The sequence below is a fragment of the Shinella sp. S4-D37 genome (assembly GCF_040812195.1).
In the GTDB taxonomy this organism is placed as follows: domain Bacteria; phylum Pseudomonadota; class Alphaproteobacteria; order Rhizobiales; family Rhizobiaceae; genus Shinella.
Genome location: NZ_JBFNXL010000005.1, coordinates 1,567,230 through 1,591,226, shown reverse-complemented (window position 1 = coordinate 1,591,226; position 23,997 = coordinate 1,567,230). Strand labels below are relative to the sequence as shown.

The 23,997-nt window shown below is 68.4% G+C and carries 15 protein-coding genes and 1 riboswitch; of the genes, 5 read left to right on the top strand and 10 right to left on the bottom strand.

The features are described from left to right. The first annotated feature begins 92 nt into the window (after positions 1-92). Together AB3G45_RS15085 and AB3G45_RS15080 are read left to right on the top strand one after the other, a co-directional pair. Entirely contained in the window at positions 93-6,611 is a 6,519-nt protein-coding gene (locus AB3G45_RS15085; RefSeq protein WP_367831344.1) for a kinesin, read from the top strand. Positions 6,612-6,770: 159 nt separating this feature from the next. Next, positions 6,771-7,742, top strand: a complete 972-nt coding sequence (locus AB3G45_RS15080) for a Tim44 domain-containing protein (RefSeq protein WP_367831343.1) — start codon at positions 6,771-6,773, stop codon at positions 7,740-7,742. Positions 7,743-7,955: 213 nt separating this feature from the next. Here the strand turns inward: AB3G45_RS15080 and AB3G45_RS15075 are convergent, their stop codons facing one another. From AB3G45_RS15075 to AB3G45_RS15060, 4 genes are all read right to left on the bottom strand, one after another. Continuing rightward, on the bottom strand, positions 7,956-8,570 hold the full coding sequence (locus tag AB3G45_RS15075) for an ABC-type transport auxiliary lipoprotein family protein (RefSeq protein ID WP_367833588.1): 615 nt from the start codon (positions 8,568-8,570) through the stop codon (positions 7,956-7,958). A gap of 149 nt (positions 8,571-8,719) precedes the next feature. Beyond that, positions 8,720-10,090 carry an MlaD family protein gene (locus AB3G45_RS15070; protein WP_367831342.1) on the bottom strand — a complete coding sequence of 457 codons (1,371 nt, stop codon included), beginning with the start codon at positions 10,088-10,090 and terminating at the stop codon, positions 8,720-8,722. Positions 10,091-10,149: 59 nt separating this feature from the next. Then, on the bottom strand, positions 10,150-10,935 hold the full coding sequence (locus tag AB3G45_RS15065; protein ID WP_367831341.1) for an ABC transporter ATP-binding protein: 786 nt from the start codon (positions 10,933-10,935) through the stop codon (positions 10,150-10,152). An 8-nt stretch (positions 10,936-10,943) separates the two neighbouring features. Then, on the bottom strand, positions 10,944-12,095 hold the full coding sequence (locus AB3G45_RS15060; RefSeq protein WP_367831340.1) for an MlaE family lipid ABC transporter permease subunit: 1,152 nt from the start codon (positions 12,093-12,095) through the stop codon (positions 10,944-10,946). Positions 12,096-12,225: 130 nt separating this feature from the next. Here AB3G45_RS15060 and dgcA point away from each other — a divergent pair, with 130 nt between their 5' ends. Then, positions 12,226-13,209: an N-acetyl-D-Glu racemase DgcA gene (dgcA, locus tag AB3G45_RS15055; RefSeq protein WP_367831339.1), complete on the top strand. Its 984-nt coding sequence runs from the start codon at positions 12,226-12,228 to the stop codon at positions 13,207-13,209. Here the strand turns inward: dgcA and AB3G45_RS15050 are convergent. Both AB3G45_RS15050 and AB3G45_RS15045 read right to left on the bottom strand, forming a co-directional pair. Continuing rightward, positions 13,179-14,396, bottom strand: a complete 1,218-nt coding sequence (locus AB3G45_RS15050) for an MFS transporter (RefSeq protein ID WP_367831338.1) — start codon at positions 14,394-14,396, stop codon at positions 13,179-13,181. The genes dgcA and AB3G45_RS15050 overlap by 31 nt on opposite strands. A gap of 83 nt (positions 14,397-14,479) precedes the next feature. Then, positions 14,480-15,316 (bottom strand): UDP-2,3-diacylglucosamine diphosphatase, encoded by an 837-nt coding sequence (locus AB3G45_RS15045; protein WP_367831337.1) that lies wholly within the window; start codon positions 15,314-15,316, stop codon positions 14,480-14,482. 236 nt (positions 15,317-15,552) lie between these two features. On the opposite strand from AB3G45_RS15045, the gene AB3G45_RS15040 reads away from it, so the two are divergent. After that, complete coding sequence (locus AB3G45_RS15040) at positions 15,553-17,865, top strand: NADP-dependent malic enzyme (protein ID WP_367831336.1); 2,313 nt, start codon at positions 15,553-15,555, stop codon at positions 17,863-17,865. 16 nt (positions 17,866-17,881) lie between these two features. Here the strand turns inward: AB3G45_RS15040 and AB3G45_RS15035 are convergent, their stop codons facing one another. Both AB3G45_RS15035 and AB3G45_RS15030 read right to left on the bottom strand, forming a co-directional pair. Continuing rightward, a complete protein-coding gene (locus AB3G45_RS15035) occupies positions 17,882-19,465 on the bottom strand; it encodes an ABC-F family ATP-binding cassette domain-containing protein (protein WP_367831335.1) in 1,584 nt (527 codons plus the stop codon). A gap of 152 nt (positions 19,466-19,617) precedes the next feature. Then, positions 19,618-20,679 carry a phytanoyl-CoA dioxygenase family protein gene (locus AB3G45_RS15030; protein ID WP_367831334.1) on the bottom strand — a complete coding sequence of 354 codons (1,062 nt, stop codon included), beginning with the start codon at positions 20,677-20,679 and terminating at the stop codon, positions 19,618-19,620. A 266-nt stretch (positions 20,680-20,945) separates the two neighbouring features. Between AB3G45_RS15030 and AB3G45_RS15025 the strand changes: the two genes are divergently transcribed. Then, the gene (locus tag AB3G45_RS15025) at positions 20,946-22,055 is read left to right on the top strand and encodes a DUF2865 domain-containing protein (RefSeq protein WP_367831333.1); all 1,110 of its coding nucleotides are present in this window, start codon (positions 20,946-20,948) and stop codon (positions 22,053-22,055) included. Here the strand turns inward: AB3G45_RS15025 and bluB are convergent. Beyond that, entirely contained in the window at positions 22,048-22,782 is a 735-nt protein-coding gene (gene bluB, locus AB3G45_RS15020; RefSeq protein WP_367831332.1) for a 5,6-dimethylbenzimidazole synthase, read from the bottom strand. The genes AB3G45_RS15025 and bluB overlap by 8 nt on opposite strands. A gap of 99 nt (positions 22,783-22,881) precedes the next feature. Further along, positions 22,882-23,103, bottom strand: a riboswitch (cobalamin riboswitch). Between the two features lie 56 nt (positions 23,104-23,159). After that, entirely contained in the window at positions 23,160-23,978 is an 819-nt protein-coding gene (locus tag AB3G45_RS15015; protein WP_367831331.1) for an SDR family oxidoreductase, read from the bottom strand. Between the last annotated feature and the right edge of the window lie 19 nt (positions 23,979-23,997).

Here is a 23,997-nt window from a genome sequence, read left to right as displayed (position 1 = left end):
GACCGGCCGCCAACCGGACCGGTTCGAATGCGCCTGAGCAGCGGCAGCGCGCATGAAGCCCGATCCCGGACATGGTAACGAGGCGTATCCGCATGGCGACGAACAAGCCCACCGAGTCGATCGACGACAAGGCCTTCCAGGCCCTGGAAGAAGCACTGAAGATCGACTTTGATGATCTAGCGCCGGAGACGCCCTCGAAGAAGGACGCTTCGGAGGCCCATGTGTCTGAACCAGCAAGCCGCGTTCCGAACAAGGTGCAGGAAAAGCCCGCCAATCGCCCCGCATCCGGCGAAACCGCGCGCGGCCTCGGCCCCGAGCCGGCGCCGAAGACCCCTGCCTTCACCCCTGCCAACGACGGCTCCCGCAAGACGCCGGCCGCGATCCTGAAATCGCTGGACGTGCGCTCCGGCCGCGCCTCGATCCGCATGGCCGTCCTGGTGTCCGTCCTGTGGGTCATCGGCGGGCTCGGCGTTGCCAACCTGCTCTATGCACCCGAGATCTGGCAGATCCGCTCGGTCGCCGACCTCGTGGCGCTGCCCGGCGCCATCGGCATGGTCGTCGCCATCGTCATGCCGATCATGCTGTTCTTCGCCTTCGCGATCATGATCTCCCGCGCCCAGGAACTGCGCAGCGCAGCCCGCTCCATGGCGGAGGTCGCGCTGCGCCTGTCCGAGCCGGAAACCGTCGCCAGCGACCGCATCATGAGCGTCGGCCAGGCCGTCCGCCGCGAGGTCTCGGCGATGAACGAGGGCATCGAGCGCACCATCGCCCGCGCCACCGAGCTGGAAACGCTCGTGCATTCCGAAGTCAACGCGCTGGAACGCAGCTATTCCGACAACGAGATGCGCGTGCGCACCCTCGTCCAGGAACTCGGCTCGGAGCGCGAGGCGATCGTCAGCCATGCCGAGCGCATCCGCTCGTCGATCTCCGGCGCGCACGAGCAGCTCAAGGACGAACTGGCCAGCGCCGGCGACAACATCACCCAGCGCCTCGCCACCTCGGGCGAAGCCTTCGCCTCCATGCTCGACACCCGCGCCGCCATGCTGATGGAGAAATCCGACAGCGCGACGCAGACGATCGGCGCCATGCTGTCGGCCCGCACCGACAGCCTGCTGTCGACGCTGAACTCGTCCGGCCTCGCGCTCGCCAACGAGTTCGACAGCCGCCTCGACCAGCTCACCCACAACCTCGATTCGCGCGGCCGTGACCTCCTGCAGCAGTTCGAGACGCGCGCCACCTCGCTCGACACCAATACCGAGAAGTTGAACGCCGCGCTGAACGAGCGCGCCAAGCAGCTCAACGAGACGCTGATCGCCCGCACCCGCGAGATCAGCGAGAGCCTGTCGATCGGCCAGCAGGCCGTCACCGGCGGCCTCGACCATGTTCTCCAGTCGATGAACGCCGCGCTCGACGAGAAGGGCGCGCAGTTCCGCCAGAGCCTCAAGAACGCTGCCGACGACACGGTCATGGACCTCGACCTGCGCACCGGCTTCTTCGACGAGCGCATGCAGGCCACCGTCGGCCAGATCGCCAGCGCCTTCGACCACCGCGTCGAGGAATTCGCCCAGGCCTTCGACCAGCGCGCCGGCTCGCTCGACAGCAAGCTGATGGAGAGCCTTGCCCGCATCAACGAGACGGTCGCCAGCGGCCGCGACGCGATGGACGGCATCCTCACCTCCAGCATCGACCGCCTCGGCAACACGCTCACCGACCAGTCCTTCGCGCTGGCGACGACGCTCGCCACCAGCCAGGAAGTGCTCGAAAGCGCCGTCTCCGGCCATGCCGACGCCATTTCCAATGCCGTCGGCGGCGCGCATGAGCGCATGGGCGCGGTCCTCTCGGAAAAGTCCGCCATCCTTCTCGGCGGCCTCGCCGACGTGCAGAACCGCATCGAAAGCGGTTTTGCCACCCGTGCGGACGCCCTGGCGGAAAGCATTTCCGGCAGCGAGCGCCGCCTGACGGACGCGCTCGATTCGCGCGGCTCGGCCATCGCCACCGACATCGAGGCGGCCCAGGCCCGCATGGAAGAGGCCCTTGGCGCCCGCGCCAGCGCCCTGGTGGAAAGCATCTCCGGCAGCGAGCGCCGCCTGACGGACGCGCTCGATTCGCGCGGCTCGGCCATCGCCGGCGGGATCGAGGCGGCCCAGGCCCGCATGGAAGACGCGCTCGGCGCCCGCGCCGACGAGATCGCCTCGACGATCGCCGCCAGCCACAACCGCATCGACAGCGCGCTGTCCGAGCGCACCGCCGCCCTCTCCTCCATGCTGAACGAGACCGGCAGCCAGCTCGAACACTCCGTCGGCGCCGCCGCCGGCCGCGTCGAGAGCGCCCTGACGGGCGCCGCCCGCCAGATCGACGACGCCATCACCGGCCGCACGGCCAACCTCGCCTCGGTCCTGTCCAACAGCGCCGGCGCCATGCAGTCGGCCATCGACGCGGCGGCCGAGCGCGTCGGCACGGTTCTGTCGGAAGGCAACCAGCAGCTCACGGGCGTCCTGCACGGCCAGGCCGCCGAATTCGCCGAAGCGTTCTCCGGCCGCGCCGCCAGCATCGCCGAGCAGCTTTCGGGCCGCGCCTCGGAACTGGCGGGTTCCCTCGTCTCCACCCACGAGCAGATCCGCGCGACGCTGGACGACCGCATCGACGCGATCAACCTTGCCATCGCCGAGGGCCGCAACCAGATCAACGAGACGCTGAACGACCAGGTCACCTCCATCGGCACCTCGATCGCCACGAGCACGGGCATGCTGGAACTGTCGATGGAACAGCTTTCGGACAGGGCCTCGACGCTCACCGGCTCGCTGGTCTCCACCCATGACGAGATCCGCGCGACGCTCGACGACCGCATCAACGCGATCAACCTCGCCATCACCGAAGGCCGCGACCATCTCGCCGAGACGCTGAACGACCAGGTGACCACCATCGGCACTTCGATCGCCACCAGCGCCGGCATGCTGGAACTGTCGATGGAGCAGCACGAGGAGGCCCTGCGCCGCACCATCGACAGCAGCGGCACCCTGCTCGACCAGAAGGTGCGCGAAAGCGTCGGCGCCGTCGCCGAACGCCTTGTCGAGACCTCGGCCAAGATCGTCCAGGCCGCCGATACCTTCGGCAACCGCATGGAACAGACGGTCGACAGCGTCGCCAACCGCTTCGACACCACCGGCAGCCGCCTGGAGGAGAACCTCGGCAAGCTCGAATCCCGCATCGAGTACAGCGTCGATCATGTCTCCGGCCTCGTCGACACCGCCGCCTCGCGCATTTCCGACACGCTGTCTGAACGCCTCAGCGACCTCGATCGCGTGGGCGGCGACGTGTCGCTGCGCGTCTCCGACGCCCTCTCCCGGCCGATGGCCGAGGTGGAGCGCATCGGCGACGAGACGACCGCCCGCATCGCCGCCGCCCTCGCCGGCCGTGTCACGGATATCGAACGCCTCAGCGCCAGCGCGAGCGAGCGCATCGAGGGTGCCCTTGCCGGCCGCCTCACCGATATCGAGCGCGTCACCGGCGAAGCCGCCGCGCGCATCGACGGTGCGCTGGCAAGCCGCGCCGACCAGATCGCCCGCGTCGCCGGTGAGGCCGCCGACCGCATCGACGACACGCTGATCGCCCGCGCCACCCAGATCGAGATGACCGTCGGCAACGCCGCCGAGCGCATCGACGGCGCCCTCGTCGGCCGCGTCGAAGAGATCAACCGCGTCGTCGGGGAGGCTGCCGACCGCATCGACGACACACTGATTGCCCGCGCCACCCAGATCGAGATGACCGTCGGCAACGCCGCCGAGCGGATCGACGGCGCCCTGGTCGGCCGCGTCGAGGAGATCGGCCGCACCGTCGGCGAGGCCGCCGAACGCCTAGAGGGCACGCTCCTCAACCGGGCAAGCCAGATCGAGCGCACCGTCGGCAACGCCGCCGAACGGATCGACGGCGCCCTCGTCAACCGCGCCGACGAGATCAGCCGCGCCGTCGGCGAGGCCGCCGAGCGCATCGACAGCACGCTCGCCGCCCGCACCGGCGATATCGCCCGCATCGCCGGCGAGGCCGCCGAACGCATCGACGGCACGCTCACGGCCCGCACCGGCGACATCGAGCGCATCACCGGCGAAGCCGCCGTGCGCATCGCCGGCACGATCGACGAGAAGACCGGCCGCATCGAGGAACGCCTCGGCACGATGGACCGCGCGCTGACCATCGGCCTCGACAGCGTCAACCGCACGATCGACGGCAAGGCCGCCGGCCTTGCCGCCACGCTGCGCGATGCGGTGTCCCAGGCTGCCCAGGACATGGACGCCGAAGCGGTCCGCTCCGCCCAGTCGCTCGCCAAGACCGGCGAGGAATTCGCCAGCCTCAGCACGACGCTGCGCGGCGCGGTTTCCCGCGCAGCCCAGGAAATGGGCGCCGAAGCCCAGCGCGCCGCCGAGAACATCGCCCGCACGGGCGACGAATTCGCCGGCAACCTTTCGGCCCGCAACGAAGCCTTCGCCCGCGCCGTCGAGGAGACCACCTCGACCGCCGTCGCCCGCTTCGCCGAGACGGAAAACCGCCTCGCCGACCAGGCCCAGTCGCTGCGCGCCGGCCTCGGCGATGTCGAGAAGGCGCTGGAAGCGCGCGGCGCCTCCATCCGCTCGACGCTCGACGAGCGCACCCGCGAGCTCAACTCCATGCTGGCAAGCCGCACGGAAGAGCTTGCCCGCCTGATCGACGAGGAAGCCCGCCCGGTCATCGACAGCTATGCCGCCGTCGGCCGCGAGGCTGCCGAGGGCATCGGCGGCGTCGCCCGCGATGCGGCCGAGCGCATCAGCGGCGTTGCCCGCGAGAGCGCCGAGCGCCTGCGCAGCGAGAACAACGCGCTCATCAACGCGATCTCCGCCCGCACGGCCGACACGCTCGCCGCCATCACCGGCCGCACGGAAGAAGCCGCCGGCGCGATGCGCGAGATCGAAAGCGGCCTTGCGGCCAATGTCGAGAGCCTGATCGCCCGCCTTTCGGAAAGCAACGGCGCGATCGCCGGCATCGTCGATGCGGCCAGCCAGACGCTGGGCGCCATCGACGGCCGCCTGACGAGCACGGCCGAGCGCTTCTCCACCTCCGCCGAGCGCGCCTCCGACATGGTATCCACCACGTCGCGCCTGCTCGAAGGCAAGGTGGACCGCCTGTCCGACATCTCGTCCGGCACGCTCTCGCAGATCGGCGGCATCGTCGGGCGCTTCGAGGATCACTCGAAGATCCTGTCGCAGGCCTCCGACCTGCTGGCCGCCGCCCAGTCGAACCTCGTCTCGACGCTGGAGGAGCGCCAGGATGCGCTGCGTTCGCTCTCCGTCGGCCTCGTGCAGCGCTCGGAGGAGATCGAGAAGACCATGCAGTCGCTCGAAGGCATGGTCGAGGGCGCCTTCACCCGCGCCGAGGAGCGTTCGAACCTCATCGCCGGCAATCTGCGCGGCGGCATCCAGTCCTCCTTCGCCGAAGTCGGCCGCGTCCTTGGCGAGACCGAGAAGCGCGCCGAGGCCGCCGCCAACACGCTGCGCGAGCAGCTGATGAAGGCCGGCGAGGAAGCGGGCCAGTCGGTCGAGGGCTCCTTCGCCCGCGCCGAGGAACGCACCCGGGAAGTGGCGAACCGCCTGCGCGGCAGCGTCGGCGCCTCGCTCTCCGATGTCGATCGCCTGCTCGCCGAGAGCGGCAAGAAATCCGAGGCCGCCACGGCGATCATGCGCGACACGCTGCGCGAGGCCGTCGAGGAAGCCGTCGGCAAGTTCTCCGGCGCAACGGAAGAAATCCGCCGCGCCGCCGCCGATATCCGCAAGGAGCTCGACCAGACCCGCGGCGAACTGAAGCGCGGCGCCTTCGACCTGCCGGAAGAGGCCAAGGAGAACGCCGCCCAGATGCGCCGTGCCGTCAGCGAGCAGATCAAGGCGCTGCAGGACCTGTCCGACATCATCGGCAAGTCCTCCTCGGCGCTGGAAGTCTCCCGCCCGGCAGCGGTTCAGGCCAAGGCCGTGCAGCAGGCGCAGCCGGTGCAGGAAACCCGCGTCGAGCCCCGCCGCGAGGAGCCGGCCCCGTTGCGCGGCAGCCTCGGCATCGAGCGTGCCGCGCCGGCCTCCGTGCCCCAGCGTGCGCAGCCCCTGCCCGCGGAAGCCGAAGCCCGGACCGCCGGCGAAGGCGGCTGGATGCGCGATCTCCTGCGCGGCGCCGTCTCGCGCGAGGAGGCCCAGTTCAGCCAGCCGCGCGCAGATGGCCAGGCCGCCCGCCCGGACAGCCGCAACCCGCGCCATGTCGTCGAATCGCTGAACTCGCTGTCGGTCGATATCGCCCGCGCCATCGACCACGACGCCTCGGTCGACCTGTGGCGCCGCTACCAGCGCGGCGAGCGCGACGTCTTCACGCGCCGCCTCTACACGCTGAAGGGCCAGCAGACCTTCGACGAGATCAAGCGCAAGTACGAGCGCGAGCCGGAATTCCGCACCGCCGTCGACCGCTACATCTCGGACTTCGAGAAGCTGCTCGCCGATGTGGCGCGCAACGACCGCGACAAGGTGATGACGCAGACCTACCTCACCTCGGATACCGGCAAGGTCTATACGATGCTCGCCCATGCGGCAGGCCGCTTCAGCTAAGCGAAACCGAAAACGAACAGAAGCGGCCGCCTCAGGGCGGCCGTCTCGTTTTTGTGAACGGTGAACGCCGCTTTCCGCGTGAAAAACCCTTAAAATCCGGGCCTCCAGCCGCTATATGCGGTCCAACGCGCCATAAGGCGCATGGGAAGAGAGACGGAAATGATCTTGATACAGGGCTTTGGACGCATTCTGGCGACGCTCGCGGTCGCGGTGATGGTGATGATGACGATGGTCGACTTCGCGGAGGCCCGCCGCGCCGGCGGCGGCTTCGGCAGCCGCGGCAGCCGCACCTTCTCGACACCCTCGACGACGCGCACCGCCCCGACGGACGCCCAGCCGATCGACCGCACCATGACGCGCCAGCAATCGGCCCAGCCCTCCGCCGGCCGCAATGCGACGGCCACCAATCCGCGTCCCGGCCTCTTCGGCGGCTTCGGCGGCACGCTGCTCGGCGGCCTCATGCTCGGCGGTCTCGTCGGCATGCTGATGGGCCAGGGCCTCGGCGGCGGCATCGGCATGCTCGGCCTTCTCCTGCAGGTGCTGCTGATCGCCGGCCTCTTCCTGTTCCTGCGCCGCATGTTCGCGCAGAAGAACGCCCCTGCCTATGCCGGCAACGGCCATGCCCGCAATGCCGCGCCGCATAGGGGCCCGGATTTCAAGATCCCGAGCATCGGCGGCGGCAGCCGCAAGACCGCGCCGCAGCCGAAGGGCGGCGACGAGATCGGCATCCAGCAGGCGGACCTCGAACAGTTCGAAAGCATGCTGAAGGAATTGCAGGCGGCCTATGCGGCGGAGGATTTCCGCACGCTGCGCCAGATCACCACGCCGGAGGCGATGTCCTACCTTGCCGAGGAACTCGGCGACAACGCCACCCAGGGCCTGAAGAACGAGGTGCGCGACATCCATCTCGTGCAGGGCGACGTCGCCGAGGCCTGGCGCGAGGGCGCCGACGACTATGCCACCGTCGCCATGCGCTACGAGAGCATCGACGTGATGCGCGATCGCGCGACCGGCGCGCTCGTTTCCGGCGATCCGGATAATCTGACGGAAACCGTCGAGATCTGGACCTTCCTGCGCCGCAACGGCGGCGACTGGAAGGTCTCCGCCATCCAGGGCGTCGAAAACGCCTGACGGGATGGGCTGCGCATCGACGTGCGGCCCCTCATCCGCCTGCCGGCACCTTCTCCCCGCAAGCGGGGCGAAGGAGCAAGGGGCACGGCTTTCCAATCAGCATGGCGTTATTTGCCTGGGGAAACCCGCAAGGCACTCCCCTTCGCCCCGCTTGCGGGGAGAAGGTGCCGGCAGGCGGATGAGGGGCCTTTTCACCCCAAGACATCAGGAAAATCAGATCGCCGCCAGCGTCCAGCCGATGATATCGGCGGTGACCGCGGCGAAGGCCGCGTCGAGGGCCTTCACGAAGGCCGGGTTGCCAGTGCCGCCGACGGGCGCCGTCGCGCGAAACACCTTCTGCGCCCGCACCGTGCCGTTGCGGTCGTTGAGCAGCTTTGCCGAGATCTCCACCACCGCCGCATCGGCGCCGGCTGTCTGCACCTCGAAGGCGCGGATATCGGTGACGATCTGGTAGTCGATCGCAAGGCCCTGCCCGGGCATGCCGACGCCGCCGAGGCGGCCGGTGTTCTCGAAGGCCTGCACGAGCTTGGCCTGCACCATCTTGCTCAGGCTGTCGCTCCACTGCGCGCCGGCGAGATACTGGATTTCGGAGGCGGACGGGCGGATGACGATCTGCTCGCCGTCGAGCGCCTTCAGCGCTGCGGGCTGCGGCACGAGGATCTGCCGGCTCCTGGCCGAAGGACCGTCGGCGGTGGCGGTGGCGGTGGCGGTGGCGGTGAGCGCGAACGTATCGTTCTTGGCCTGCGTGCTGCCGCAGGCGGTAAGCGTTGCCGCCAGAACGGCGACGAGCGCGGCGCGCGCCGCAGTCCCGTTCCGCAACAAACCCATACCCGAACCCGTCATGTCGTCCTCAAACCCTTGTGCCTGCCTGTGTAGCAGCGGCACGGCATGCTGTCACGGCCGCGCGGGCGGACAAGTTCGCCTTGAGCCGCCAGTGCCTTGCGGTTGTGGGGATAGGGCCACACCTTGCGGCCGGGTCAGCGCCGGTTGCGGCCGTCATACTGCTTGACCGTCTCGCCGCCGAAGAGCAGGCGCTGCGGATTGCGCTCGAAACCGGAGATCGCGCCGTCGAGATTCTGGATCGTGCGGCGGGTATCGAGCACCAGCGCCTCGATATCGCGCAGGCCCGAGCCGGAGAATCGCTGCAACCCGTCGGCGATCGGGCCGATCCGGCCGTTCAGCGTGTCGGCCGCCTGCTTGATCGATTGCAGCGTCGCCTTGGCCTCGGCGAAGAGCGATTCGGAATCGCCCTCGCCCAGGAAGCCGTCGAGCTTGGCGAGCACGCCGTCGACGCGCGTGGAGGCGGCGTTCAGCTTGCCGCTCATCTGCTGCACGTCGGTGATGATCTGGTCGATATCCTCCTCGCGCGCGCCGATGCGGTCGGCGACGCCCGTGACGGAGGCGATGGCCTTGCGGGCGTCGGCGGTCGCGACGGAGATGTCGTTGATCGCCCCGCCGACCTTCTGCGGGTCGACCGCGGCGATCAGGCTGTCGATCTTGTCGAGCGAGGCCGTCGCCTGCCTGCCGAAGGTATCGAAGGTCTCGGCCGTCTTGCGGAAGCCCTCGACGGTGGTCTTGATGTCGCCGGAAGCGGCCGCGATATCCCTGCTGACCTTGTCGACATTGCCGACGAAATCCTCGACCTTCTTCGGATCGACCGCCTTGATCAGCGCGTCGACCGAGGCGAGCGTCGAATCGAGCTGGCCGGAAAGATTGCGGAAGGTCTCCGAAAGCCCTCCGACGCTCTGCAGGAATTGATCCACCTTCTCGCCGTTGCGGGCGAGCGCGCCGGAGAACTGCTCGGCGTTCTGGATCGTCGTCGTCAGCGGCCCGCGCGCATCGGCGACGAAGCCCTGGATATCGGTGATCGCCGCATCGGCGCGCTTGAGGATCTTGTCGGCGGTCGACAGGATGTTCGTCACGCTCGACTGCTCCGCCGTCAGCACGGCCGGAATCTCGCTGTCGAAGGCCTCGCGCAGGATGTTGGCGTCGGCGCCCTCGCCGCCGGAAAGCTCGATATAGGCCGCGCCCGTCAGGCCCTGGACCTCAAGCACCGCGGTCGTCGACTGCTTGACCGGCGCGCTGGTGGAGACCTCCGTCATGGCGATGGAAAAGCGCGGGTCGTCGGCATCGATGGCAAGGCTGCGCACGGAGCCGACCGGAATGCCGTTGAAGCGCACGGGCGAGCCAATGCTCAGCCCGTTCGCCGAGCCGGGGATGCGCACGGCAAGCTGCGCCATCTCGCCGCCGCGGCCGTATTGCGACATCCAGTAGACGAAGGCGAAGGCGGCAGCCATGACGAGGACGGTGAAGAAACCGACGAGGGCGTAATTGGCTTTGGTTTCCATGCTTCGGGCTATCCTGCTCGCAGTTCCATCCGCCGGGACCCGTCGCCCCGGACACGTCCTTACGTCGTGCGCACGATCGATCGCGCGCGCTTGCCCCGGAAATAGGACTGCACCCAGGGATCGTCAAAGGCCAGCATGTCCTCGATCGTGCCTTCGACCATGACCTTCTTCTGCCCGAGAACGGCGATGCGATCGCAAACCGAAAACAGGCTGTCGAGGTCGTGAGTCACCATATACACGGTCAATCCCAGGGTGTCGCGCAGTTTGGCGATCAGCTCGTCGAATTCCGCCGCGCCGATCGGGTCGAGGCCCGAGGTCGGCTCGTCGAGGAAGACGAGCGCCGGATCGAGCGCCAGCGCCCGCGCCAGCGCCGCACGCTTGATCATGCCGCCCGAAAGCTCGGAGGGAAATTTGTCCGCGGCCTCCGGGGCAAGGCCGACAAGCTCGATCTTCAGCCGCGCCAGCTCGTCCATCATCTCCTGGGGCAGGTCGAGATACTCGCGCATCGGCACCTGGATGTTCTCCTTGACCGTCAGCGAGGAGAACAGCGCGCCGTGCTGGAAGAGCACGCCGAGCTTCATGTCGAGCGCCAGCCGCTCGGCCTCGCTCGCCTTGTCGAAATCCATGTCGAAGATGCGGATTGTGCCGGAGCGGCGCGGCAGCAGGCGCAGCACCGTGCGCATGAGCACCGACTTGCCTGTGCCGGAGGCGCCGACGAAGCCAAGAATCTCGCCGCGATAGATATCGAGATTGAGCCTGTCGAGCACGATGTTGCTGCCGAAGCCGACGGTCAGGCCCCTGACCGAAAGCACCACTTCGTGCGACTTTGCCGAAACCTGCTCCATGGACATCCCTAGAAATCGATCGCGGCGTAGAACATGGCGAAGAGGCCGTCGACGAGGATGACGACGAAGATCGACTTCACCACGGCGGCGGTGACGTGGCGGCCGAGCGATTCGGCGCTGCCCCCCACCTTCAGCCCCTCGACCGAGGCGACGATGCCGATGATCAGCGCCATAAAGGGCGCCTTGATCATGCCGGACACCACCGTCGACAGGTCGATCGCCTCGCGAAGGCGCGACAGGAAGGTGTCGAAGGTGATGCCGGAATAGGACCAGGCGACGAAGGCCGCGCCGCCGAGCGCCGCGAAATTGGCGAGGATGGTCAGAAGCGGCAGCGCCACCGTCAGCGCGACGAGGCGCGGGAAGACGAGGACGCCGATGGGGCTGAGCCCCATGACCTTCAACGCGTCGATCTCCTCGCGCATCTTCATCGAGCCGATCTCGGCCGTGATCGCGCTGCCCGAGCGGCCGGCGATCATGATGGCGGTGAGCAGCACGCCGACCTCGCGCAGCTGGAGGATGCCGACGAGATCGACGACGAAGACCTCGGCCCCGAAATAGCGCAGCTGGAAGGCGCCCTGCTGGGCGATGATCGCGCCGATGAGGAAGGACATGAGCAGGATGATCGGCACGGCGCGCACGCCCATATGGTCGATCTGGTGCACGATCGCCGAGGGCGACACGCCGCTGCGGCGCCCGAGCTTCAACTGGGCCCCGCGCACCGCCGAGCCGAGGATGAACATGGCGGCGACCGTGTCGTCCCAGACGTCCATCACCGCGCGGCCGACCGGCGCGAAGGCGCGCTCGAACAGCGTGCCCTTCCCGCGGCCGGTGTCCTCGGGTTCGGCAAGCCTTTCCGGCAGCGCGGAAATCAGGTCGGCATAGCGCGTGCCCTCGCGGTCGGTGAGGCTCACCGCGCCGCCTTCGCCCTGCCGTTCGGTGATGGCCCGGCGCAGCAGCCAGGCGCCGGCCGTGTCCATGGCGGTGACGTCGCCGAGGTCGATTTCCAGCGCACCGCCCTGCCCGCGGCCGATATCCGCCAGCCGCCTGCCGGCGTCGACCGCGTTCGTGTTCACCCATTCGCCGGAAAGGCGCCAGACCTCCCCGCCTTTTCCAGGCAGGTTTTCGATCGCGATGTCGATGGGGGGACGGGCGGCGGTCAAGTCTCTTGCATCTTCCCGTGCTTGGGACAACATGCGCCTGTCTTACCGGCTCGCCGCCCGTCTGTCACCGAACGAACCCGCAAAAGCCCCGTCCCGCCTCGATTTTTTCAAGCCCGTCAGGATCAGCCCCATGCGCCGCACCTTGCTCGCCACCGCCGAAAGCTTCCCGATCGCCGGCACCTTCACCATTTCGCGCGGCGCCAAGACGACGGCGGAGGTGGTGACCTGCACGATCGGCGGCTCGGGCCGTTTAGGGCGCGGCGAATGCGTTCCCTATGCGCGCTACGGCGAATCGGTCGCCGGCGTGCTGGCCGCCATCGAGGAGGTGCGCGGCGCCGTCGAGGACGGCATCGGCCGCGAGGAACTGGCGCGGATCATGCCGGCGGGGGCTGCCCGCAACGCCCTCGACTGCGCGCTCTGGGACCTGGAGGCGAAGCTGTCGGGCGTGCCGACCGCGCAGGTCGTCAACGCCGCGCCGCCGCAAAAGCTCGTCACCGCCTATACGCTCTCCCTCGGCGAGCCCGAGGCGATGCGGCGGCAGGCGACGCAGGAGGCGGGCCGCCCCCTCCTCAAGGTCAAGGTCGGCACGGCGGACGACGCCGCCCGCATCCGCGCGGTGCGTGCCGGCGCGCCCGAAAGCGCCATCATCCTCGATGCCAACGAGGGCTGGACGCCGGAAAACCTCGCCTATCACCTGGCGCTCTGCGCCGAGGCGCGCATCGCCCTCGTCGAGCAGCCGCTGCCGGCGGGAAGCGATTCGGCGCTGCGCGAGATTGCCCGCCCCGTGCCGATCTGCGCCGACGAGAGCGTGCACCGCACGAAGGACGTCCAGAACCTCGTCGACCGCTACGACGCGATCAACATCAAGCTCGACAAGGCGGGCGGGCTGACGGAGGCGCTGGCGCTGCGCGCGGCGGCGAAGGCGCACGGGCTGAAGATCATGGTGGGCTGCATGGTCGGCACGTCGCTCGGCATGGCGCCGGCCGTGCTGCTGGCGCAGGGCGCCGATTTCGTCGATCTCGACGGCCCGCTGCTGCTTGCCCGCGACCGCGAGCCGGGCCTCACCTACGAAGGCTCGACCGTCTATCCGCCGGAACCTGCGCTCTGGGGCTGAGCGCGCGGCGCGACGAGGCGCCCGGCGATAACCGAGGCGAGGCCGGCCGCGGCGACGAACGACATGAGGTAGAAACCCTCGACGCCGTACCAGCTGAAGGCATAGCCCGAAACGAAGGTGGCAAGCGCGGTGAAGACGCCGGTATAGAAGTAATAGAGCCCCTGCGCGGCCGCCTCCTGCTCCTCCGCCACGCGCTCCACGAGCCGGCTCTGCGCGCTCATGTGGATCAGCGCATAGGTGAAGGCGTGCAGGCATTGCAGCGCGAAATAGCCGGCGAAGGACATGTCCATCGGAAAGAGGACCCAGCGGCCGACCGCCACGGCGCCGCCGACCATCATCATGGACCAGAGATCGAAGCGCCGCCGCAGCTGGACGGCGAAGAGGAAGAACACCACCTCGGCCAGCACGCCGGCGCTCCACAGGATGCCGACATCGACGCCGCTGAACCCCATCTTCTGCCAGTAGATCGCCGAGAAGGCGAACAGCATGGCGTGGCTCGCATTGACCAGCGAGACGCCGACCAGCATGAACTGCACGTCCGCCTGCCGCAGCGTGCTCTTCGTCGGCATGGTGGCGATCGCCGCGATGGGCGACGGGCGGCGCGGCTTGCCGATCTTCGGCGCGATCACCGCGCCGAGCACGGTCAGAACGAAGCCGGCGGCCATGGCCGGCAGCACCATGGCCCCGCCGTAGAGCCCGGCGAGCCACCCGCCGATCATCGTCGCGACGATGAAGGCGAGCGAGCCCCAGAGCCGCATCCTGCCGTAGTCGAAATTCCAGCGCCGCACGCCCGACAGCATGATCGCCTCGGTGATCGGCACATAGGGCGAATAGACGGCGCCCTGCAGCGCATAGAGCAGCAGCACCGGCCAGAAGGACCCGGTCGCAAACAGGGCGAGCGCCGTTAGAAGCGACAGGAGCCCCGACCAGAGCAGCACGATCGAGCGCTCGCCGAGCCGGTCCGCGATGATGCCGGCCACCGGCGCGGTGAAGACGCGCACGAACATCGGCACGGCAAGGACGATGCCGATCTGGAAATCGCTCATCGACAGCGTTTCCAGCCAGACCGGAAAGAACGGCAGCGCGATGCCGTTGACCATCATCGGCGCGCAGAAGACGAGGGCGATGCGCGCGGCGAAGAACGGCGGCGCGCCGGCGGTCACGGTAAAACCGGAGGGGGCATTCATGGATGGGGAACCTGATTGGAACGCCCACCGCTCTAGCATGACGATGTACGTACGCCAATCCGCTATTTCTGCCCGCCGCCGGCTTACGCCGCCTCCGGCGTGCGGACCCCGATCGCCGGCATCTGGCGCGAGACCGGAACCACCTCGGCGGGCGCCGCCGCCAGCTTCTGCCAGGTGATCAGCTCCATCTCGCCGTCGTGATGCTCAGCGATCGCCGTGCAGCTTTCCACCCAGTCGCCGCTGTTGATGTAGCGGATGCCGTCGATCTCGGTGATGACGGCGTGGTGGATATGGCCGCAGATCACGCCGTCGGCGTCGTGGCGCCGCGCCTCCTCGACGACCACCTTCTGGAATTCGCCGATGAAGTTCACCGCCGTCTTGACCTGCTGCTTGGCCCAGGAGGAGAACGACCAGTACGGCAGGCCGAGCCGGCGGCGGATGGCGGCGAAGACGACGTTGATGGCGATGGCCGCGTCATAGGCCCAGTCGCCGAGATAGGCGACGACGCGGGCATGGCGCACGACGACGTCGAACTCGTCGCCGTGCAGCACGAGATAGCGCTTGCCGTCGGCCGCCTCGTGGATGATGCGGTCGGCCACTTCCACGCCGCCGAAATGGGTGCCGGGGAACGCGCGCAGGAATTCGTCGTGGTTGCCGGGAATGTAGATGATGCGCGTGCCCTTGCGCGCCTTGCGCAGGAGTTTTTGCGTCACGTCGTTGAAGGCCTGCGGCCAGTACCAGTTGCGCTTCAGGCGCCAGCCGTCGACGATGTCGCCGACGAGCACGATGGTCTCGGCTTCGTGATGCCGCAGGAAATCGATCAGGAAATCCGCCTTGGCCGCCTTCGATCCCAGATGCACGTCCGAGATGAACAGCGTGCGGAAGTGGCGGACATTGGGGTCGGCAAGGGTCGCAGTCATGCGTCTTTACTCCGGGTGGCCGGCCGCCGCGGTGGTCGTCGGAAAGGGCGGCTTTCATCCCGTTGAAAACCAGACTCCTGTTTCAGATTGATGACACACCTATGCCTTTTTCGATGGCAAATAGGCATTGCACAGACCGCTGATTGCGGCTTTATGGAAGACTCGGAAAACTTCACGGCGCGGCGGTTTCGCAGAACGAAGGGTCGCAACGAAAACAGCATATGGCAGGGAGCATCATGAGCACGGGTGACAAATCGCGGACGCAGGACGGTCCGGCAAGCGGCGACATCGACCAGCAGGCCCTCTTCTTCCACCGCCACCCCCGTCCCGGCAAGCTCGAGATCAACCCGACCAAGCCGCTCGGCAACCAGCGCGACCTGGCGCTCGCCTATTCGCCCGGCGTCGCCGCGCCCTGCCTTGCCATCCGCGACGATCCCAACACCGCTGCCGACTACACCGCGCGCGCCAACCTCGTCGCCGTCGTCTCCAACGGCACGGCCGTGCTCGGCCTCGGCAATATCGGCCCCCTCGCCTCCAAGCCCGTGATGGAAGGCAAGGCGGTGCTCTTCAAGAAGTTCGCCGGCATCGACGTCTTCGACATCGAGATCGACGCGCCGACGGTCGACGAGATGGTCAATGTCGTCTCCGCGCTGGAGCCGACCTTCGGCGGCATCAACCTGGAAGACATCAAGGCGCCGGAATGCTTTGAAGTCGAGCGCCAGCTGCGCGAAAAGATGGACATCCCCGTCTTCCACGACGACCAGCACGGCACGGCGATCATCGTGGCCGCCGCGGTCCTCAACGGCCTGGAGCTCGCCGGCAAGGCGCTGTCGGAGGCCAAGATCGTCGCCTCGGGCGCAGGCGCGGCCGCGCTCGCCTGTCTCAACCAGCTCGTCTCGCTCGGCGCGCAGGTCGAGAACATCTGGGTGCACGACATCGAGGGCGTGGTCTACAAGGGCCGCGAGGCCCTGATGGACCAGTGGAAGAGCGTCTATGCGCAGGAGACGGACAAGCGCCAGCTCTCCGAGACCATCGACGGCGCGGACGTCTTCCTCGGCCTGTCGGCCGCCGGCGTGCTGAAGCCGGAACTGCTCGCCCGCATGGCGGAAAAGCCGCTGATCATGGCGCTCGCCAACCCGACGCCGGAGATCATGCCCGAGGAGGCGCGCGCCGCCCGCCCGGACGCGATGATCTGCACCGGCCGCTCGGACTTCCCCAACCAGGTCAACAACGTCCTCTGCTTCCCCTACATCTTCCGCGGCGCGCTCGATTGCGGCGCGCGCACGATCAACGAGGAGATGAAGATGGCCGCCGTGCGCGCCATCGCCTCTCTCGCGCGCGAGGAAGTCTCCGACGTCGCCGCCCGCGCCTATTCCGGCGACACGCCGAGCTTCGGCCCGAACTACCTGATCCCCTCGCCCTTCGACCAGCGCCTCATCCTGCGCATCGCGCCGGCCGTCGCGCGCGCGGCGGCGGAAACCGGCGTGGCGACGCGCCCGATCACCGATTTCGACGCCTATCTCGACCAGCTGAACCGCTTCGTCTGGCGCTCGGGCTTCATCATGAAGCCGATCTTCGCCGCCGCCAAGAACGCCGCCCGCAAGCGCGTGATCTTCGCCGAAGGCGAGGACGAGCGCGTGCTGCGCGCCGCCCAGGTGCTGCTGGAGGAGGACATCGCCAAGCCGATCCTCATCGGCCGCCCGCAGATCATCGAGGCGCGCCTCAAGCGCTACGGCCTGCGCATCCGCCCGCAGACCGACTTCGAGGTCGTGAACCCCGAGGACGATCCGCGCTACCGCGACTATGTCGACGACTATTTCCGCATCGTCGGCCGCCGCGGCGTCATCCCGGAGGCCGCGCGCACCATCGTGCGCACCAACCAGACGGTCATCGGCGCGCTCGCCCTCAAGCGCGGCGAGGCCGACGCGCTGATCTGCGGCGTCGAAGGGCGCTATGCGAAACACCTGCGCGACGTCAGCCAGATCATCGGCAAGAAGAAGGGCGTGCTCGACTTCTCCGCGCTCAGCCTGCTGATCTCGCAGCGCGGCGCCACCTTCTTCACCGACACCTATGTCACCTTCGACCCGACGGCCGAGGAAGTCGCGCAGATGACGGTGATGGCCGCGCAGGAAATCCGCCGCTTCGGCATCACGCCGCGCGCGGCCCTCGTCTCCCATTCGAACTTCGGCTCGCGCGATTCCGACAGCGCCTTCAAGATGCGCCGGGCGATGGAGATGGTGCGCGAGATGGACCCGAGCCTCGAGGCGGACGGCGAGATGCACGGCGATGCCGCGATCTCCGAGGCCCTGCGCCAGCGCGTCATGCCGAACTCGACGCTGTCCGGCGAGGCCAACCTCCTGGTCTTCCCCAATCTCGACGCGGCCAACATCACGCTCGGCGTCGTCAAGACGATGACGGACAGCCTGCATGTCGGCCCGATCCTGCTCGGCCCCGCCATGCCCGCCCACATCCTCTCGCCCTCGGTCACCTCGCGCGGCGTCGTCAACATGGCCGCGCTCGCCGTGGTGGAAGCCTCCAACCCGGCCTGAGCGGGCCGCAGCCCGCTCAGGAGGCAAGCTCCAGCCGCCGCGTCATGCCGATCGCCGCAAGAAACGCCTCGTCGTGGCTGACGACGAGGAGCGCGCCGTCATAGGTCCGCAGGCCCGCTTCCACCGCCTCGATGGCCTCGATGTCGAGATGGTTGGTCGGCTCGTCGAGGATCAGCAGCGCCGGCGGCGTGCTTGCGCCGAGCACGCAGGCAAGGCCGGCGCGCAGCAACTGCCCGCCCGAAAGGCTGCCGGTGACCTGCAGGGCGGCATCTGCGCGGAACATGAAGCGCGCCAGCGCCGCCCGGCAGGCGTTTTCGCCGGCCTCCGGGTTGATGCGGCGGAAATTGTCGCGGATCGACAGGGCCGGATCGAGCAGGCTTACCTTCTGGTCGAGCATGGCGACATCCACAAAGAGGCGCACGCTGCCCCGTGAGGGTTCGAGCGCGCCGGTGACGAGCGCGAGAAGCGTCGTCTTGCCCGAACCGTTCGGCCCCGTCACGGCCACCCGCTCCGGCCCCGTCATGGTGAAGGACAGGTCGCGGATGACCGGGCGTTCCGGCCGGTAGCCGGCGGTGACGGCGTCTAGCCGGAGCACCGTCTTGCCGGCGGCAAGACGGGTCGGCGGCACGGCGACGGCCAGCGGCTCCAGGACCTCGATGCGTCCGCGCGCCGTCGCCACCGCCTCGCCGGCCTGCGCCTGCCGGTCCTCGGCAAGCCGCGCATTGGCCCCGCTCGTCAGCTCGGCGCGCTCCTTCATGGCGCCCAGCATGATGCGCGGGATATCGCCGCGCGCCTTCTTGCGGCGGCCGGCGCTGTCCTTGCGCGCCTTGCGCTCGGCGACGGTCTGCATGGTGCGCGCCACCTCGGCGGCATGCTTTTCCGCATCCGCAAGGTCGCGGCGGGCGGCGGCAAGCTCCAGCGCCTTGCGCTCGCGATAGGCGCTCCAGTTGCCGCCGTAGCGGGTGGCGCCGAGCGTCGTCAGCTCGACGATGGCGTCCATCATCTCCAGCAGTTCGCGGTCGTGGCTGACAACGACGGCGCCCGCCCGCCAGCCGGCAAGGAGATCGACGACCGCCCGCCGCCCGTCGCGGTCGAGATTGTTCGTCGGCTCGTCGAGCAGCAGGAAGTCCGGTTCGCTGAAGATGAGGGCCGCGAGCGCCGCCCGCGTGCGCTGCCCGCCGGAGAGCGCGGCCAGCGGCGTTTCCGGCTCCGCCTCCAGCCCGACGCGGGCAAGGGCGGCGGCAAGCCGCGCCTCCAGCGTCCAGTCGGCGTCGGCAAGCGCCTCGGCGTCCGCCTCGCCGTGCGCGGCGCGGGAAAGTAGGTCGAGCGCCTCGACGATGCCGAACAGGCTGGCGACGGTCTCCTGCGCGTCGACCTGCACGATCTGGCGCAGGAGGCCGAGCGTGCCGTTCACGCTGACGGTGCCGGATTGCGGCACAAGCGTACCGGCGACGAGCTTCAGCAGCGTCGTCTTGCCGACGCCGTTGCGGCCGATGAGGCCGGCGCGCTCGGCGCCGAAGGTCAGGTCGAGATCGGAAAGAAGGGCGCGGCCGTCAGGCGTGGACCAGCGGATTTTGGAAAGGGTGATGGAATGCGGCATGGATACGGATTTCCCCGAGGACAAAACGAAGTCGGTTTGCGGTCGGGTCGAAATCCATGGTGCACCATCCGGTCGGCATTGCGTTGCCGGAAATCTAGGAACGAACCGGCCGCCTTGCAAGGGCGCAGGCCGGCTCGTCCGTTTTCAAAGGCTCAGGCCGAGGGCTGCTTCAGCCGCTTCGACCATTCGTCGGCCTTGCCCCGGCCGGCATCCTTCCAGGGCGAGCCCTTGAGGCCGAGCTTCGCGCGAAACCCCATGGCCGAGATGATCAGCCGGTTCATGCCGGAGGCGATGAAGGGCAGCGAGGCGATGTGCAGGCCGGTGAACGGCAGGAAGGGATTGCGGCGCAGCGAGCCGTAGATCTCGATGCGCGTCGTCGTCTTGTAGCTGGGGCTGCGGGCATGGAAGCCGTGCGTGTCGGCGACGATCAGCGTGTTCGCCTTCACCGTCATCTTGACCGGCTGGCCGTAGCCGAGCGCGGCAAGCTCGTCCGGCATGACGCGCAGCGAGCCGCGGGCGGAATACTTGTTCTCGATCGCATCGGCATTCTCGCTGATGCCGCGCTCCCAGGCGAGGCGCTGCGGCGTCATCTCGTGCGAGCCCGGCACATAGGCGAACGGGCCGTCCTCCTCGCCGACGTCGCGCAGGAAGAGCCACGCCTTGGCCGTCGGCTGGAACGTGTCGCTGTGCAGCGCGGTCTGCGGGTCGGTGGAGCCCTGCGTGATGACGGAGGGCAGCGCCATCACCACCTGCACGACGAGCAGCGGCTGGCCGGCATGGGACGAGACATAGCGCAGGAGATTGGTGACGCGCGGATCGTTGCGCGCCGCCTTGAAGCCCGGCAGGCTTTCCAGGTCGCTGTCGTCGATGATCGCGCGGCGCGTGACGGTGTCGCCCTGCAGCATGTCGTAGCGCTCGAAGTCGCGCTCGGCGATCTCGCGGGTGACCGCGGCGAACACGTCCGGCGACAGGAAATCCTCGATCTTCACGAAGCCGTTCTCGGCATATTGCCGGCGATGGTCCGGGGCGACGAGGTGCTCCAGCTTCCTGCGGCGCCAGGCGGCCATGCGCATGGCGAGCGACACGCGCTTCTCGTGCAGGCCCTTCCGGTTCAGCCATTTGCTGCCGATGATGGGATTGTCAGCGAAGGACTTTGCGCCGGACGCGAGCTGGAGCGCGTACCAGGGGCTGAGCAAGATGGAGGAGATCCGCATGAATACCTGCCTGCAAGGGCCGGTTTCCGCCAGGGGCGGATGCGCGGGCAAGGGCGCGGACCGGCTGTTGAGTTTGTCGAGAGTGCTACACCAAGGCCCAGGGGAGATCAATTGCGGGGCGCGGCCAAAAACATGAATATGAAAATCATATTTCCGGGAGCCGCGTTAATCACAAATGCGGGAGCACGTTGCGCTTCCCCCGCCACGGCCTATGATGGAAGCCTGACGCGGCCGGATTGCGGCCATCCACTCAAGGGATCGACGATTTGAAAGGGCGCCTTCGCCTCCTCCTTGCCATTGCGGCCGGCCTGCCGCTGCTTCTGTCGGGCGGCACGGCGGCGGCGGAGGTCTGCGAGCGCGTGCGGGCGGAGCTTGCCAACCTGCCGAAGGTGGTTGTCGACACCGCGAGCGCCCGCAAATATGCCGGCGCGATCGCCCGCCAGAACATCCAGCTTCGCAAGGCCAAAAGCGACCAGCGCCGCCTCGGCTGCTCGGGCGGCAGCATCATCGTCTTCGGCGGCGCGAATGCCGAGGCCTGCCACACGCTCGCGACCGTGATCGGCAAGATGGAGCGCAACCTCCAGATCCTCGACGGGAAGCGCCGCGAATTTGCCGGCGGCACCTCCTCGCAGGGCAAGCGCAACCGCCTTGCCGCCCTGCTGGAGACCAACGGCTGCAACGGCAAGGCGAAGGTCGTGCCCATCGCGGCGACCGAGACGCTGCGCACGCTCGACGAGAAGCGCACCCTGCCCCTCGGCACCGCGCCCGAGGGCAGCGAGCGCCTGCCATTGCGCACGCTCGGCGGCGGCAACGGCCACGGCAACCTGCGCACCGTCTGCGTGCGCACCTGCGACGGCGGGTTCTTCCCGATCTCGTCGGGCGCCACCCCGCTCGATTTCCGCCGCGACCAGAAGGTCTGCGCGATGATGTGCCCCGAGACGCAGACGGAGCTGTTCTACCAGTCGATGACGAGCGGCCAGGAAACCGAGCAGATGACCTCCACGGTCACCGGCCGGCCCTATTACGAAATGCCGAACGCCTTCTCCTACCGCACGCGCGACCTCTCCAAGCCCGGCGCCTGCGGCTGCAATCTCTCGGCCTATTACCAGGAGATGATCAAGCGCGAGAAGGCGCTGAAGGGCGACGATGCCGAGACGGCCCGTTCCGGCACGGGGGATGACGCCGACAGCGGCTCGATCACCACCATCCGCACCCTGCCGAAGAAGGAGGAGGCGCCGGTCAAGCTGCCGGCGCAGGTCGAGGAGCGCGACTACGACCCGGCCACCAGCAAGGTGCGCACGGTCGGCCCGGTCTTCCTGCCGGCCAACGAATCCGCCATCGATCTCGGCCGTCCGGTGGAGGCCGGCGTCAACTGACGCCCTCTTCCGGCCAGCGTTCCTCGAACACCAGGTCTTCCAGCGGCAGGCGCTGGCGCCAGCCCTTCACCGCCAGTTCCGGCTCGCTATAGAGCCGGTCGACGAAGCCGACGCAGAGCCAGGCGACGATCTCGACATGGACGGGGATGCCGAGGATCGCGCGGATGTCGCTGTCGTGGAAGATGCTGACCCAGCCGACGCCGACGCCCTCCGCCCGCGCCGCCAGCCACAGGTTCTGCACGGCGCAGACCGTGGAATAGACGTCCATGCGCGGATTGTGCGTGCGGCCGAGCACCACCGCGCCGCCGCGGGTCGGATCGCAGGTCACGCAGATCGACAGCGGCGCCTTCAGGATGCCCTCCAGCTTCAGCGCGCGGTATTGCGCCTGCCGCTCCCCTTCGAACATCGCCGCCGCCTCGCCATTGGCCTTCAGGAAGGCCGCATGCACCGCCCGCCGCGTCGCCTCGGCGCGCACCAGCAGAAAGTTCCACGGCTGCATGAAGCCGACCGAGGGGGCGTTGTGGGCGGCCTGCAGCAGGCGGCCGACGAGATCGTCCGGCAAGGGATCGGGCAGGAACTGGTCGCGCACGTCGCGGCGCGTCTCGATGGCACGGTAGACGGCCTGCCTTTCCGCACGGGAAAAGGCGCCGGCCCGGACGAGCGCGTGTCCGCTCTCCTTCGGATCGTGAAAACGCTCCGGCTCCGTCTTTCGCAATTCCGGACGCAAAGCCGCTTCGCACTTTTGCCGGAATTGCTCTTGGTCCAAGGGTTCGCTTCGCATCGTCATCTCCCCAACAACGCGTCACGACCTGCCGCCGTCCGCGCGGTTCGGTCTATCGTGCCAGGCCGGTCTTCTGACTTCGGGTCACGCGGCAGGCACCTGCCTTCCCGGTTGAACAACCAGTGGCAAAAGCCTGAATCGATTCAAGCTTTCATGGTGCGAGCCATCCCCGTCACAGCGTTGGGCACGTTCCGGACCTGGGCTTTTCGCCCGCACCGGATTCCCGATTCTCCCGCCGAAGCGGGCACCTGACGCGCAGGATATGCGCATGGCTTGCAGGCGCGATCAAGCCCGCCCGCGCCATGCATCGCCCTGGCTGCGCCTCACAGCGGCGCGTCCGGATGGGGCGAGCCGTCATAGGCGCCCCAGATCGACTGGTCGAAGCAGATGACCGAGCCGGTCATCAGGCCGGATTCCGCCGAGGAGAGATAGGCGCAGGCCCGCGCCACCTCGGCCGGATCGACCAGTCGCCCGAAGGGCTGGCTTGCCGCGGCCCTGGCCAGCCAGTCGTCGGCCGCGCCGTGGAATTCGCGCTGGATGCGGTCCTCGCCCTCCGAGGCCATCCAGCCGATATTGAGGCCGTTGACGCGGATGCGGTTGCGCAGCACGGCATAGGCCGTGTTCTTGGTCAGCGTCTCCAGCGCGCCCTTGGAGGCGCAATAGGCCGAGATGAAGGGCTGGCCGGCCTTGGCGGACATCGAGCCGATATTGACGATGGTGCCCTCGGTCTTCTCGCGCCGCATCACCCCTATCGCCTCCTGCATCAGGAAGAAGGGCGCGCGCACATTGACCGCGAACATGCGGTCGAAGAGTTCCGGGCTCGTGTCGAGGATGGTGCCGCGGTCGGTGATGGCGGCGGCGTTGACCAGCGCGTCCACCCGGCCGAAAGCCTTGTCGCAGGCGGCGATGACGGCGCGCGCATCCTCCACCGCGCCGAGGTCGGCCTTCACGTAGAGCGTCGCGACACCCGTCGCGCCGGAGATCTCCTTCGCCTTCGCCTCGCCCTTGGCGGCATTGCGCCCGCAGATGACGAGGCCCGCCGCGCCCCGCTCGGCAAAGAGCCGGGCGATCGTCGCGCCCAGTCCCTGCGTTCCTCCCGTGACGACGGCGATCTTGCCGTCCAGCCGCGCAGCCTCGCTCATGCCATGCCTCCTTTTGCAA

Bases quoted from the DNA above. Each gene is read 5' to 3' on its own strand.
- AB3G45_RS15085 (WP_367831344.1), top strand. From the start codon at position 93: ATGGCGACGAACAAGCCCACCGAGTCGATCGACGACAAGGCCTTCCAG.
- AB3G45_RS15080 (WP_367831343.1), top strand. From the start codon at position 6,771: ATGATCTTGATACAGGGCTTTGGACGCATTCTGGCGACGCTCGCGGTC.
- AB3G45_RS15075 (WP_367833588.1), bottom strand. From the start codon at position 8,570: ATGGGTTTGTTGCGGAACGGGACTGCGGCGCGCGCCGCGCTCGTCGCC.
- AB3G45_RS15070 (WP_367831342.1), bottom strand. From the start codon at position 10,090: ATGGAAACCAAAGCCAATTACGCCCTCGTCGGTTTCTTCACCGTCCTC.
- AB3G45_RS15065 (WP_367831341.1), bottom strand. From the start codon at position 10,935: ATGGAGCAGGTTTCGGCAAAGTCGCACGAAGTGGTGCTTTCGGTCAGG.
- dgcA (WP_367831339.1), top strand. From the start codon at position 12,226: ATGCGCCGCACCTTGCTCGCCACCGCCGAAAGCTTCCCGATCGCCGGC.
- AB3G45_RS15050 (WP_367831338.1), bottom strand. From the start codon at position 14,396: ATGAATGCCCCCTCCGGTTTTACCGTGACCGCCGGCGCGCCGCCGTTC.
- AB3G45_RS15045 (WP_367831337.1), bottom strand. From the start codon at position 15,316: ATGACTGCGACCCTTGCCGACCCCAATGTCCGCCACTTCCGCACGCTG.
- AB3G45_RS15040 (WP_367831336.1), top strand. From the start codon at position 15,553: ATGAGCACGGGTGACAAATCGCGGACGCAGGACGGTCCGGCAAGCGGC.
- AB3G45_RS15035 (WP_367831335.1), bottom strand. From the start codon at position 19,465: ATGCCGCATTCCATCACCCTTTCCAAAATCCGCTGGTCCACGCCTGAC.
- AB3G45_RS15030 (WP_367831334.1), bottom strand. From the start codon at position 20,679: ATGCGGATCTCCTCCATCTTGCTCAGCCCCTGGTACGCGCTCCAGCTC.
- AB3G45_RS15015 (WP_367831331.1), bottom strand. From the start codon at position 23,978: ATGAGCGAGGCTGCGCGGCTGGACGGCAAGATCGCCGTCGTCACGGGA.